This window comes from Paenibacillus sp. Pae15, assembly GCF_024519685.1.
In the GTDB taxonomy this organism is placed as follows: Bacteria; Bacillota; Bacilli; order Paenibacillales; family NBRC-103111; genus Paenibacillus_G; species Paenibacillus_G naphthalenovorans.
The window spans coordinates 25381-38351 of record NZ_JALJRM010000020.1 but is presented as its reverse complement, the minus strand read 5'-3'; the positions used below and the strand labels follow the sequence as shown (position 1 = coordinate 38351).

Sequence of the window (12971 nt, the reverse complement as noted above, 5' to 3'; positions counted from 1 at the left end):
AAACTTAGTTTACTCTTCAGTCTAAAAAAATTTATATACATGGTTTCAGGGAATCGTTATCTTTCCCGATTTATTAGGGTTATAGCCCAGATCAAATGACCTGAGAAGCGATGCATCAAATAAATCGACTTCTTCCCTGCAGATATGGACAAGCTCCTCGATCCGGCTTGCCGTCATTTTAAAGTGAGGCGCGGCGGTCACCAGCATAGCGACGACTTGTTCATCCAAAGTGATCGGTACAGAAACGGCAATGACATCTTGATTGATTTCCTGATCTGCGATGGCATAGCCCTTGGAGCGAACCTCCGCCAAATTCTTAAGAAGGGTGTCCAGATCGGTGATCGTGTGCTCCGTATATGCTTTTAGACCATTTTGGCTGATAATCGAGGTCACTTCCTGATCGGTCAAGCTCGCTAACCAAACCTTGCCGACAGCCGTTGCATGATATGGGGCTTTCTGGCCTAACATGGAAGCAACTCTTAAGGGATTGGTTCCCTCCGCCTTCTCGATGAAAAAGATACCCTCCTTCTTCACCACCGCCAATTGAACCAGCTCGCCGGTTCGTTTGGCAATCCGTTCCAGCATCGGATAAAAAATATCATTGATCTCCAGAGCATTGATGTGGCGATAAGCCATGCTCAAGAAATAAAATGACAGCTTGTAGTAACGGGTTTTGCTGTCCCTTTCTACATACCCTCCCTCGAGCAGGGTGGTTAAAATCCGTGAAATGACACTTTTCGGAAGCTGTGTCCGGTTTTCCAATTCGGTCACGCTGACGCCGTTGACTTCACCCACCAAAATTTCCATGACTTGAAAAGTACGTTCCACTGCAGCCAAGGCGCTGTATGCGGTCATCCATGTTTCCTCCTGCCTAACCTAATGACTACTTCAGATGTAATCGATGTTCGTGGATACAATACCAAAACCCAATTACTTCCTGAAACTTAGTTTACTATGGTTTTTGCATTAATTCAATACATTTTTCATGTTTTTTTGCAGATTTATACAAATTGCTGACCTATGAATGAAACTATCAGCGCTGCTCCCGTATTGTTCGGCATAAACCTAAAGTTTTCGTTATGTAAACCGATGATTTCCATATAATTGTTATAGAAGACTCATATGCTCAGCGGGAGGAATGTATGCTTATGGCAATTCGGCCCCCAATATTAAAAAAAGGCGATACGATTGGAGTCGTGACATTGGGAAGTCCATTAGATGTAGAAGTCATTAATGCGCGGGTAGATACTCTGAAAAGTATGGGGTTTAATGTCGTACTGGGGGATTATGTCTATTCCCGGAACGGATTTCTTGCGGGCTCAGATCAGGAACGGGCCTCGGATTTGATGAAAATGTTTGAAAACCCGCAGGTCAATATGATTCTGCCGTCGCGGGGAGGAGTAGGAGTCGCCGGTATTCTTCCGTATCTTGATTATCATTTGATTCATAATAATCCAAAAATTATAACAGGCTACAGCGATATCACGATCTTGTTAAACGTGCTTTATCAACAAGCTAATTTAATCACCTTTCAAAGCCTTCTGCTGATTGATTTCAGACCCGATACGCCTGCATATAATTTCAACCAGTTTTTTTCCGCTACGTCTTCCTATTCTTCTTATCGGCTCATTCAAAATCCCCCGGGAATCCCCTTAATCAGCAAAGTGCAGGGCAATGTGACCGGTCCTCTCGTCGGAGGCAATCTGACATCGTTTGTCGGTACGTTGGGCACACCTTTTGAAATCGATACGAGGGGTAAAATTCTGCTCATAGAAGAAACACACGAACCCACCAATACCATCTACAGATATTTGAACCATTTGAAACTGGCCGGAAAGTTCCGGGATTGCACCGGTATCGTTATGGGCGAATGCACCGGCTGTCAGTTCGCTTACGGCAAATCATACGAAGACCTGATCAACGAATTCATTGTCCCGCTGGGGAAACCCCTCATGACGAACCTTGCAACCGCGCATGGAACATATAAAGCGGCGCTCCCCATCGGCGCGATGGTGAATTTAAATACGTATAACCATACATTGGCCGTGCTTGAGCCTACGGTCAGCCTATAGACGCATCGGGCCTGCTTCCGTCGGGATGGCAGGCCAAATATCCGACGGGAATGGAGGCTCATCAATATCGGTAAATTTAAGGATCTTAAACGAACATCCCCTAGCTTCAAAAGCAAAGGGATGTTCGTCCAAGATCATTTATTCCTTCGGATGAATCATATCCTCCGGACGTACGATGGAGTCAAACTGCTCCGAGGTTAAATAACCGCTCCTTAAAGCTGCTTCCTTCAGAGTCAGGCCTTCCTTATGCGCAAGCTTGGCGATGGATGCGGCCTTCTCATACCCGATATGCGGGTTCAACGCGGTGACGAGCATCAGAGATTGCTCCAGATGACGGTCAATGACGGCGCGGTTAGGCTCAATACCAACAGCGCAATGGTCGTTGAATGAATTCATCGCATCCGACAGAAGCCGGACGGATTGCAAGAAATTGTGGATGATGACAGGCTTGAATACATTCAGTTCAAAATTCCCCTGACTTGCTGCAAATCCAATCACCGCATCATTGCCCATCACTTGGCAAACCACCATCGTGAGCGCCTCGCTCTGCGTAGGGTTCACCTTCCCGGGCATAATCGAGCTGCCCGGCTCGTTCTCGGGGATTTTGATCTCGCCGATTCCGCTTCGCGGACCGCTGGCCAGCCAGCGAACGTCGTTGGCGATTTTCATCAAATCCGCTGCCAGCGCCTTCAATGCTCCATGAGTGTATACGATTTGATCGTGGCTTGTCAGACCATGAAATTTATTGGCGGCGGAGACGAAGGTCCTGCCGGTCTCCTGTGATATTTCTGCCGCTACGGTTTCTCCGAATTTCGGATGCGCGTTCAAACCGGTACCTACGGCTGTCCCGCCAATAGCCAGCTCCTTCATGGATTCTACGCTTTGGCGAATCATCCTCCCGGTGGTATCCAGCATTGCCCACCAGCCGCTGATTTCCTGCCCTAAAGTAAGCGGCGTAGCATCCTGCAGATGAGTTCGTCCGATTTTGACGATATCGGCGAAGGCTTCCATCTTGCTTCGCAGCGTCTCCTTCAGCTTGTCCAGAGCCGGCAGCAGCTGCTCCTCCACCGCCAACACTCCAGCGATATGCATTGCGGTCGGGAAGGTATCGTTAGAGCTTTGCGACCGGTTCACATCGTCATTGGGATGAATACGGATGCTGCTCCCCTTCTCTGCGAGCAGCTGCGTGGCCCGAGCGGCGATGACTTCATTGGCGTTCATATTTGACTGCGTACCGCTTCCGGTCTGCCAAACGACCAGCGGGAATTGGTCGTCCCACTTCCCGTCGATCACTTCGGCTGCCGCCGCCGTGATCGCTTCAGCCTTCTCAGGTTCAAGCTTGCCCAGCTTAAGATTTGCCTGTGCGGCCGCTTTTTTCAGCAGCGCAAAAGCGCGTACCACTTCTACAGGCATTCGTTCCGTTCCGATGCGGAAATTTTCACTGCTTCGCTGCGTCTGCGCCCCCCAAAGCTTGTCTGCGGGAACCTTGATTTCCCCCATCGTATCTCGTTCAATTCTGTATTCCATGTGGGCTACCTCCTTTGTTTAATGTCATTTTACCATAGATTACCCATTATTATGAAATATACATTGATAAAGTTTCGACAAAGGCTGAACACACCGGGGGCTTAACGGCGCATGGAAGAGGCTTGCCTTCCGTCAGGAGAGTAAAACACATGAGCCGGGGATCGCAATGATCCCCGGCTCCGGATTTATCCTTTCATGGTTAAGACGATTCTTTGGAAGTCACATAGCCGCTGGCCGCTCCATAACCGGCAATCATCAGCATGACGGCAGAGGCCAACAAAAAGATCAACGGAAGGGTCCACCCATTCGTTACATCATGAAGCAAACCAAAAAGTGTCGGTCCCGTAGCCGCCATCAAGTACCCTACAGCTTGAGCCATGCCTGATAATTCGGCGGCTTGCTGCGAATCGCGCGTTCGAAGAACGAAGAACATCATAGCCAAACTAAATGCGGAACCTACTCCAATACCGAGCAGTATCATCCATAGTACGACCAAGGATAGATTGCCGCTAAGCAATCCGAGGCAGCCAATAATCAGTGAGATCCCGGTCATGATTACCAATTGGCGCTGATTCGAAAATCGGCTTGCCAGCACAGGAACGGCAAAGGTGAGCGGCAAAATGATAAATTGGAGCAGCGAAAGCATCCAACCTGCCGTTTCATTGCTCATTCCCCGTTGCTGAAGGATTTCCGGGAGCCACGCGACCATCATATAAAATACTAATGATTGCGATCCCATATAAATCGTCACGCTCCATGCCAGGCGTGAGCGCCATAACTGACCGCCCTTCTTGTTGACCTGGGCAATGGGGGTATGACGGCGATGACGCAGCTGCGGGAGCCAAATCAGAATCGCGGCAAAAGAAAGAAGCGCCCAGCATCCCAGTGCTGCGCCCCAACCCAATCCAAGTCCTCCGGTAATCGGTATGCTGATTCCTGAAGCGATGGCCCCGCATAAGTTCATGGAGACGGCATAAATGCCTGTCATGACTCCGATGCGTTCAGGGAACTCCCTTTTCACCAGGCTGGGTACAAGTACGTTGCATACCGAAATCGCAAGCCCCAACAATAAAGTACCCAGAAACAACATGCCAACTCCAGGAATCGATCGTATCAATATCCCTATGGTCAGAACAATCATCCCCGCAAGCAGGGTATGTTCAATGCCTATCTTGCGGGCAAATCGGGGTGCAAACGGAGAGAGCAGTGCAAAAGCAAGCAGCGGCAGGGTGGTCAAAGCACCGGCCAATGTATTCGAAATTCCTGTTGCGTTCCGAATCTCTCCAATGATCGGGCCGACGGCCGTAATCGGCGCACGGAGATTTGCAGCAACCAATATGATTCCTGCCAAAAGCATGGAAAAGCCTGCACGTGTTTGCAGGCGTTGATTCACTAATTCCTGTTGCAGCATGAAGCAGTTACTCCTCTCTATTGTCGCTTTGCAGCATGTGTCGGGAAGCTTCTATATAATCGCGAACAGCTTGCGCCGCACCATCGGGATTACCGTCTATGATGGCCTGGATCAGCTCGCGGTGTATCCTGGTATGATGCTCTAAAAGAACAGAATGATCCAGCACGCTGCCGATCGTTTCTCTCACACCTTCCGTGATATGTTCATACAATTCTTTGAGCACGCTGTTGTGGGCCGCACCAATAATGATCTTGTGAAGGTCCAGGTCAGCCTTTAAATAGGCGTCCGTGTCTTTCATCGCTGCCGCTGCGTCATATTCGTTCAAGCATCTGCTTAAAACCTCAATGTCCTCATCGGTACGCCGTACGGCCGCTAAACGAGCGGCTTCCTGTTCCAGAGCGTACCGAACCTCCAGCGTCTCCACAATATTGGAACGGCGCAGGCGGCGCAGCAATACGGCGCCAAGACCGCTTGAAGAGCTTACATATGTACCGTCGCCTGGACGAACGATCAGAAGTCCTGTATGAACGAGCGCCTTCACAGCCTCCCGTACCGTATTCCTGCTTACTCCAAGCTGCTGAACAAGATCTGGCTCAGCCGGAATGCGTAATCCCACCGACCATTTACCCGTCTCAATAAGAAGCTCCATTTGAGCTACGACTTGTTCAACCAGTGTCGTTCGCGATGCCCGCTTGAGCCCCAATAGTCAACCCTCCAAACATCGGATGTTTAATTTTGATATTATAACGCTAATCCTGGAGTTTGAACAGTCCCCTTTCCTCATCCTGATAAGCAATAACAGAAGCAATGGCGTCTAAAAACAACCTTTTTTATCGAATCATGTAATAAGACTTAAAAATTTTGGAAGCTAAGAGGTATACCACCATGAGATTCGTGACCAAAACCAGGCTGGACTATCTTCAATCCATGATTCAAGCCATGGGAAATGATGATGAACATAAACTGGCATTGCATATCCTCGAATCCATTAAACGGGATATTGAAGAAAATTATGCGGAAATTAAAAAACCGATCCGGCTGCATGATAAGCTGAAGGATCGGTCCGAAAATACATATTGAAGGCAGGTTCGGTTCAATACATTTTGTTGCATTTATGTAAACTATGTTTACACCTTCGCCCGATTAAGTGTAAAATAAGGCAAAAACAAAATCGGGTGATCACCATGAGGATTGGCTTCCGCACGATTAAAACCGCGATTGGCGTCAGCATTTCCATCCTGCTGGCACAGGCCTTGCAGTTGGAATACTATACGGCTGCGGGGATATTAACCCTTCTGTGCATTCAGAAATCCCGCAAGCAGTCCACCCAAGCTGTGATCAGCCGTTTTTTCGCCTGCATAGCAGGTCTCTTGTTTTCGAGCCTATTATTTGAAGTGATCGGATACCGGCCCTATTCCTTTCTTGTACTTCTGCTGTTATTCATTCCTTTTTGCGTTCGCTTCCGGATTCAGGAAGGAATCGCGAGCAGCTCCGTTATCGTTATGCATGTCTACATGCACGGGAAAATAGAGCCTTCCTTCTACTGGAATGAAATTCAGGTCATGTTGGTGGGGCTGGGTGTGGGCTTGCTGATCAATTGGTATATGCCTAGTATCGACAAAGAGCTCAACCGTTACAAAGAAGAAGTGGATCAACTGATTTCAAAGATTTTGAACGAAATGGCCAGCTACTTGAAAGAAGGCTATACGCTTTGGGACGGGAAGGAGCTGCTTTTGCTGTCCGATACTCTCCAAAAGGCCAAGCGTCTGGCCATTCTGGATGCAGAGAACAATCTGCTGCGCAAGGAGAATTCATATCAAGCCTACTTTGAACACAAGCAGAGGCAGTATGATATTCTCGAACGGATGCTGCCCTCCATTTCAAGAATAACCGTGCAAATGGAACAAGGGATACGGATCGGGGACTTCGTTCAAGAATTGAGCCATCACCTGAATAACCGCAGTCAAACCGCCTATTTTCGCGAAAAGCTGCGCGATATCAGAGATTACCACAAGCATCTTCCCTTGCCTGAATCAAGGAACGAATTCGAGAATCGGGCCAGCCTGTATACGGTAGCTAACGAGCTCGAGCGTTTCATTAATACGATTTGAGCAAGAACCGGAGGGGCGTTCCATGGAACGCTCCTCTACCTTCGTTTTCTTTACAGTGCCAATTAACCCGGTCCCGATCAATAACACCGGCAGAGATTCAGATAGAAGATTCCGTAAACGATACTGAACTTCCGCATGGAGGAATGTTAACGTCCGGACGCCAATACAATAGGAATATCCACGCACGGGAAAGAGGTGTTAACCTGTGTACTTTACTCAACCCTGGCATCCGGCCTCAAGGATGAATCCCTCCGTTCACCATCACCGCCAAATCATCGAGGTATCGGGTGAAGGAACCGTGTCTGCCCCTCCTGACAGAGCCGTTATTGATTTAGGTGTCATCACGGAGAACCCGAGCCTCTCTGACGCCCAAAGAGACAATGCCGCCTCCATAGCCAACATCGTTCACTCCCTCGTACAGCTGGGCATTCCCAAAGAACAGATCCAAACGGTAACTTACAGAGTCGACATCCAATATAATTATGCAGAAGGAAAACAAATCCTCAGAGGTTATCAAGTGACGCATATGCTTCAAATCACCCTGGAACAGATAAATCAAACCGGACTTGTTGTCGATACGGCTGTGAACCATGGGGCGAACTCCGTTTCCGGCATCCGATTCAGCATAGCGAACCCCGACATGTATTATAACCGCTCCCTTGCCTTAGCCGTCAAAAATGCCCAAGCCAAGGCCATGACCATCGCCAGAACGATAGGTGCGACTCTGATTACACTTCCGGTGAAGGTTCAGGAAGAAGCCCGTTCACGGGAGTCCATACCTTATCAGGCCTCGCTGATGGCCCAAAGTGCGCCCGCCACACCGATCCTGCCGGGAGAATTGAAAATTACTGCTGCGATCAGGGCTGCATATACTTATGCTTAAACGTTTGTCCGCTCAGTCTTCTTTCCGTCCGGAAGGGAGGCATAACGATTAAAGCTTTAGCATTTTTCGTTTTTTTACAGTTACGACAATATACAGAACCAAGGGTATGCCTACAAAATTGATTGGGAAAATATACGGCATCCAAATAGTTTTGGGATAGTCGATGGAGGATTCAACGATATTGTTATAGCTCAATGCGAGAATGATTCCCGCCAGCGCCACAAACCAAATCATGATCTTCCATTGTCTAATATGCAGCCATTGTGCTGTTCCGTAGCTCGTAATAAATATGTAAACGGATAATTTGATGCAAACACTTAAAAACCAGACAATGACAATGATGCTTTCAAGGTTTTGGATAAATTCCATGAAGGAAATATATCGAATCATCTCAAAAAACGGGTACCACATTTTTGCGCTCAAATGAGGTCCAAACGTCATTAAGCTGGCCAATACGGACAACGATAAAAAAAAGGAAGCGATGCCGACTCCCCACAGAGCTCTTGACACAACTTTTTTTTGATCATTGACAAAACAGGTTAACATCAACAATATGGTAGACGACTCCCCTAAAAAGGCAAGAGGCGGTATGGCACCTTTTAATATATTTATCCTTCCGGAGTCGGCATAAACGGGAAGCACCCGATTGACATCCATATTGATGACGCCCAGCAGCAAGACAAGTCCAAAAGCGAAAAATATAATCGGTCCCACGATTTCACTGCACCTACCGATCCCTTGAATCCCGCCGTGGTACGTTACATAGATTACGGGGATAAGCACCAGCAGAAGAATAAGAAGAAGCGGTGTCCTCGTGAACATGATCATGTCGATAAAATCGGACGCCTGCCGGAGAATGATGGGAATGACGGAATACCATTGAATAAAATAAGGAATGACAATGATTTTGCCAAGCCATTTTCCCAAGATGCTCTGGCTGAATTCGATAAACGTCAGGCCGGGATAAAGCAGGCTCAATTTTACCGATACCACCGTAATGAAAATGGCCGCGGCACCTGCTAATAAAAACGAAATCCATGCATCTTGTTTCGCATCCATAATGGAGGGCGAGGCGGTCAGCAGGATTGACATTCCAAGTTCGAATGTGGCTAACAGCCAAAGAATTTGCCGGCTTGACAGTTTCATTATTTTATCGCCCCTCCCTTCTGATGCAGCGGCAGCCCCGTAAGTCCCGTATTTTTGATTTTCAGGTCAACTCTAATGGACAGCTCGGCTTTCCGAAACTTCTCGTTCCATGTCTCTTTCATTTTTTTCCAAGCGTACGGATGTTTTTTATGGATAGCTTTCCTAAAGCCGAAAACGTCTGTTCCATAATTTTTTTGTACCTTTTTGATCATGTTCAGCATATCCTTTTGAACCGTTTCCTCAAGTGTTTTTTCCAAAACTTTAAGATTATTGAGCTCCTTCAAATCCAAATTAGTATTATTTTCCAGTATTTTTCCGGTCCCTTCCAAGAAGATTTCAAAGGAGATTTTATCTCCGGTTATGACCGGTTTAATTGTACTTTTAAAATAGTCCCCATCATACGAAATATTGCCCTCGCCTTCAGGAATATGGGCTATAATCGTATTTTTTTTCAATCGATTCAAAAGCCACAATCGTTCAACCGCTTCTTTATAACTCAAATATCCGATCAAGTTTAGTTTTTCATCAAAAATAGCTCTGCCGCCAAGCCGAATGGCTGAGCTGTCTTTATTCCGGACAATTTCAACCGTCGGTACTGTCGGACTTTCCTCATCGCCACTTGCTGCCATAAGAAAATCCGCTAAGGTTGTGGTTGCGGAAACGGCTTCCAGACGAATTTTATGTGCAGCGATGGCAGGTACCTTCTCAAACGGGTAAGAAACGTTTAAAAAATGGTTAGCCGTCTCCCCTTTAACAACAAATATATCGCTTCTAAGTCTGACATCCGGATTTCTGCTGTATTCATCAATCAGTTTTGAGATCCCATGCCTGGCCAATTTTTCTCCGATAAAAATCGACCTTCGGTGACCGCCGAAGACGGTTCGGGAAAGCTTGTTTTGAATTCTTCGAGATACATCCATTAAATTTTTTCCCTTTGCCGTTTCAATAAAATAGGCTTTTTCCGGTCCGCTTTTTCCGTCACTGCTTAACTTAGAAGGCAAAATAAACTGAGCGCTTCCGAAATAAGTTCCATCGTCGGATAAATCCATGCCCCATCCAAGTAAAATGGCAAGATCGTTTAATTCCTTACGGTCCCAGCATCCTGTTATCACAATGGAAAGCAAGCTTAATAGAATCAACAGCTTCTTTTTCATTCTACTTATTCCTCTGTTCCTGAGCCTGGTTTTTGATTCTCTGGAATTCGTTTTTTGTTGCGTCCGCTCACTAAAGAAGGGCGATATTGCAGACTCCATCGCGGCGCACGTATTAATACATCCTTCATGTTTGCCGGGATCTGCGGAGCTAACGGACTCATATAAGGAACTCCAAACGAACTCAGACAAACTAGATGGATTAATATGCAAACCGCTCCAATCATTACGCCAAACAGTCCAAGGGTCCCCCCCAAGATGAGCATCGGAAAGCGAAGCAGCCGATAAGCTGTTCCAAGATTGTATCGCGGGATAGCAAACGATGCTATCCCTGTCGTTGCCACGACGATAACCATAGGTGCAGAAATAATCCCTGCTTCTACGGCAGCTTGTCCAATAACAAGCGCACCTACAATGCTTACAGCTGAACCTATCGGTTTGGGAAGTCGAATGCCCGCTTCGCGCAATCCTTCAAACATAAATTCCATCATCAGCGCTTCAACAGCAGCAGGAAATGGTACCCCATCTCTGGCAGCGGCAATGCTGATTAACAAATTGGTTGGAATGAGCTGTGGATGAAATGTAGTGGTTGCTACGTATAGCGAGGGAAGAAATAAAGCAATGTTTAACAATAAATAACGAAGCCAACGAACGAAGGTAGTATATATAAACCGCTCGTAATAATCCTCCGACGCTTGAAGTCCAGCCCAAAACGTCATGGGAACAAGCAATGTAAATGGAGTGTTATCTATGATGATGGCCACTTTTCCTTCGAGAAGTCCCGCGCATACAATATCAGGCCGCTCGGTATTTTGCACCTGAGGGAAGGGGGAATAAGGAAGATCTTCAATAAAATCCTCGATATAACCGGAATCCACTACCCCATCGATTTGTATGCGTTTGATTCTCTTGCGGACTTCCTCGAGCACGACATCCTGCACGATCCCCTCGATATAGGCAATGACAATATCCGTCTTTGAGAATTTTCCAACCGAATAGGTTTCCATCTTGAGTTTTGAACTTCGAATTCTCCTGCGTATAAGCATCGTATTGGTCCGAAGCGTTTCAGTAAAGCCGTCCCGCGGCCCACGAACAGTGCTTTCTGTAGTCGGCTCTTCAATACCCCGCTTATCGAATCCTTTCAAATCAGCTATAATGGCCTGGTTTTCTCCATCCACAAGAATAGCCGCATCGCCTTTTAAAACATGATCCACCAGATCGTTCAAACATGAAGCCATTTGAACTTGAGCAACGGCAATAAGCCTCTCATCGATGACAAACCTAACATCTTGAAGAATCCCTTCAAGGAGCGGTTTTAAAACAACTTCTTCCAGTGTTTTGGTATCACATAACCCATCGACATAAATCAGCAATAGATGTTTATTGTCGTTTAATCTTATCGGACGAAATATAACGTCAGTACAATTCCGAAATATTTCTTTCAAGCTTTTTTCATTGACGGACAGATCTTCGGACAACATCTGGCTTGGGATATCGGATTTCATTTCGACCACCTTGATTTGAACGCTTTTTTTTAAAAACAGGTGATACCAACCATGCTTTGTTTTCTTGCATAATTTACCCATTTATATGGCAATTATTCACCTGAAAGCGCCGGTGAGCATGAACCCGTATTCTCACAAAACATCCTCAAAAATGGCGGTTACCCTGCTCTCGGGCAAATACTTCAGCAGGAAGGGTTTCTTCTGCCGGAAGCTTTCGATCGTTTCTCTGCGGTAGTCCCGTCCTTGGGAACTGTTTGTCGACGCCTCCCAGAAAGAACGCCTCATCCACTCTTATATCCAATGATCTTCATCATCATCAATAAAGTCCGTCGGATAAATGCAGCCTGCCGGAAACCCGCGTTCAACCGCTTCTTTCACATCCGCCGGATTTCCGGATAAAAACAGCGAGGCATTAAATGCCTCCATATATTGAAACGGATTTCTTCCTGCAACAAATACGGCTCTGCTGATGGGAAGCTTGTAATGCTCTATCGACTTGAATACACGCAGCCCGGTATCCGGATCATTTCGCGATAGCAGCACGACTTCCACGGGCTGGTCTTCGGCAGTCGCACCATTCATGCTTAAAAGCCTTTTGATTAACGGGAATGCGACTCCTGTGTTTAGAACATCCGTTTCGTGTTCTCTTTGATATTGTCTATATTCATCTTCGCCCCTGGTTCTAAATACGCTGTCCGATTCGGTTAAATCAAACAGCGCACTGGAAGCTACGGCGGTAACGAATTTATCTTCGATTTGATATGGCATAGGGTTCTCCTTTACTGGATTTAATCTTTCACTGATATTGCGTAGCCCGATCCGATATCCTTAAAATAATAAAAACATCAAGTTATTTAAACCTGATGTCTTAGAATCCATTGTTCTATGTCCTCTTCTTAATATACGCCTTCAGCTGTCTTTAGTCCCGGATATTTTGGAGTTCAATCATTGTGCTCTCACTTTTCCGATGTTTCGGTTTGTTCGGGTTTTACCCACTCCGGATATTCAACCTCCAATTTACGGAGGATTTCCTCAATTTCTTCCGCTGTGAGGATTTCCTCGATTTCTTTCCGTTGAAGAGTTTCCTCGAATTTTTCCGGTTTAAGAGTTTCTTTTTTTTCCATATTAAAGCCTCCCTGCAATTAATAGATCGAGTAAGCGGCTG

At 46.5% G+C, this 12971-nt stretch carries 13 protein-coding genes and 1 pseudogene; 4 read left to right on the top strand and 10 right to left on the bottom strand.

The window, feature by feature from the left end; genetic code table 11:
• Positions 1–45: 45 nt before the first annotated feature.
• Positions 46–855, bottom strand: coding sequence for an IclR family transcriptional regulator (locus tag NR121_RS16740; RefSeq protein ID WP_054818373.1), 810 nt, complete (start codon positions 853–855; stop codon positions 46–48).
• 293 nt (positions 856–1148) lie between these two features.
• Here NR121_RS16740 and NR121_RS16735 point away from each other — a divergent pair, with 293 nt between their 5' ends.
• Positions 1149–2072 (top strand): S66 peptidase family protein, encoded by a 924-nt coding sequence (locus NR121_RS16735; RefSeq protein ID WP_256831509.1) that lies wholly within the window; start codon positions 1149–1151, stop codon positions 2070–2072.
• A 138-nt stretch (positions 2073–2210) separates the two neighbouring features.
• On the opposite strand, the gene fumC is transcribed toward NR121_RS16735, so the two are convergent.
• The 3 genes from fumC to NR121_RS16720 form a co-directional block, all read right to left on the bottom strand.
• On the bottom strand, positions 2211–3599 hold the full coding sequence (gene fumC / locus NR121_RS16730) for a class II fumarate hydratase (protein WP_256831508.1): 1389 nt from the start codon (positions 3597–3599) through the stop codon (positions 2211–2213).
• 199 nt (positions 3600–3798) lie between these two features.
• Entirely contained in the window at positions 3799–5010 is a 1212-nt protein-coding gene (locus NR121_RS16725; protein ID WP_074726913.1) for a CynX/NimT family MFS transporter, read from the bottom strand.
• Positions 5011–5017: 7 nt separating this feature from the next.
• Positions 5018–5713, bottom strand: coding sequence for a FadR/GntR family transcriptional regulator (locus tag NR121_RS16720; protein WP_054818372.1), 696 nt, complete (start codon positions 5711–5713; stop codon positions 5018–5020).
• Between the two features lie 182 nt (positions 5714–5895).
• On the opposite strand from NR121_RS16720, the gene NR121_RS16715 reads away from it, so the two are divergent.
• From NR121_RS16715 to NR121_RS16705, 3 genes are all read left to right on the top strand, one after another.
• Positions 5896–6090, top strand: coding sequence for a hypothetical protein (locus NR121_RS16715; protein WP_054818371.1), 195 nt, complete (start codon positions 5896–5898; stop codon positions 6088–6090).
• Between the two features lie 104 nt (positions 6091–6194).
• Positions 6195–7121: an aromatic acid exporter family protein gene (locus NR121_RS16710; protein WP_074726912.1), complete on the top strand. Its 927-nt coding sequence runs from the start codon at positions 6195–6197 to the stop codon at positions 7119–7121.
• A 205-nt stretch (positions 7122–7326) separates the two neighbouring features.
• Entirely contained in the window at positions 7327–8004 is a 678-nt protein-coding gene (locus tag NR121_RS16705; protein WP_256831507.1) for an SIMPL domain-containing protein, read from the top strand.
• 48 nt (positions 8005–8052) lie between these two features.
• Here NR121_RS16705 and NR121_RS16700 read toward each other — a convergent pair whose 3' ends face one another.
• The 6 genes and pseudogenes from NR121_RS16700 to NR121_RS16675 form a co-directional block, all read right to left on the bottom strand.
• Entirely contained in the window at positions 8053–9150 is a 1098-nt protein-coding gene (locus tag NR121_RS16700) for a GerAB/ArcD/ProY family transporter (RefSeq protein ID WP_256831506.1), read from the bottom strand.
• On the bottom strand, positions 9150–10304 hold the full coding sequence (locus tag NR121_RS16695) for a Ger(x)C family spore germination protein (protein ID WP_062408665.1): 1155 nt from the start codon (positions 10302–10304) through the stop codon (positions 9150–9152). The genes NR121_RS16700 and NR121_RS16695 overlap by 1 nt, the downstream gene beginning before the upstream one ends.
• A gap of 5 nt (positions 10305–10309) precedes the next feature.
• Entirely contained in the window at positions 10310–11806 is a 1497-nt protein-coding gene (locus NR121_RS16690) for a spore germination protein (protein WP_145862526.1), read from the bottom strand.
• Positions 11807–11938: 132 nt separating this feature from the next.
• Positions 11939–12091 carry a hypothetical protein gene (locus NR121_RS16685; protein WP_175471907.1) on the bottom strand — a complete coding sequence of 51 codons (153 nt, stop codon included), beginning with the start codon at positions 12089–12091 and terminating at the stop codon, positions 11939–11941.
• 18 nt (positions 12092–12109) lie between these two features.
• Positions 12110–12574: pseudogene (locus NR121_RS16680) on the bottom strand (5'-nucleotidase); the annotation flags it as partial.
• Between the two features lie 188 nt (positions 12575–12762).
• Positions 12763–12930, bottom strand: a complete 168-nt coding sequence (locus tag NR121_RS16675; RefSeq protein ID WP_171005802.1) for a hypothetical protein — start codon at positions 12928–12930, stop codon at positions 12763–12765.
• Positions 12931–12971: the final 41 nt, after the last annotated feature.

Bases quoted from the DNA above. Each gene is read 5' to 3' on its own strand.
- NR121_RS16675 (WP_171005802.1), bottom strand. From the start codon at position 12,930: ATGGAAAAAAAAGAAACTCTTAAACCGGAAAAATTCGAGGAAACTCTT.
- NR121_RS16725 (WP_074726913.1), bottom strand. From the start codon at position 5,010: ATGCTGCAACAGGAATTAGTGAATCAACGCCTGCAAACACGTGCAGGC.
- fumC (WP_256831508.1), bottom strand. From the start codon at position 3,599: ATGGAATACAGAATTGAACGAGATACGATGGGGGAAATCAAGGTTCCC.
- NR121_RS16735 (WP_256831509.1), top strand. From the start codon at position 1,149: ATGGCAATTCGGCCCCCAATATTAAAAAAAGGCGATACGATTGGAGTC.
- NR121_RS16685 (WP_175471907.1), bottom strand. From the start codon at position 12,091: ATGAGGCGTTCTTTCTGGGAGGCGTCGACAAACAGTTCCCAAGGACGG.
- NR121_RS16695 (WP_062408665.1), bottom strand. From the start codon at position 10,304: ATGAAAAAGAAGCTGTTGATTCTATTAAGCTTGCTTTCCATTGTGATA.
- NR121_RS16690 (WP_145862526.1), bottom strand. From the start codon at position 11,806: ATGAAATCCGATATCCCAAGCCAGATGTTGTCCGAAGATCTGTCCGTC.
- NR121_RS16710 (WP_074726912.1), top strand. From the start codon at position 6,195: ATGAGGATTGGCTTCCGCACGATTAAAACCGCGATTGGCGTCAGCATT.
- NR121_RS16715 (WP_054818371.1), top strand. From the start codon at position 5,896: ATGAGATTCGTGACCAAAACCAGGCTGGACTATCTTCAATCCATGATT.
- NR121_RS16740 (WP_054818373.1), bottom strand. From the start codon at position 855: ATGACCGCATACAGCGCCTTGGCTGCAGTGGAACGTACTTTTCAAGTC.
- NR121_RS16700 (WP_256831506.1), bottom strand. From the start codon at position 9,150: ATGAAACTGTCAAGCCGGCAAATTCTTTGGCTGTTAGCCACATTCGAA.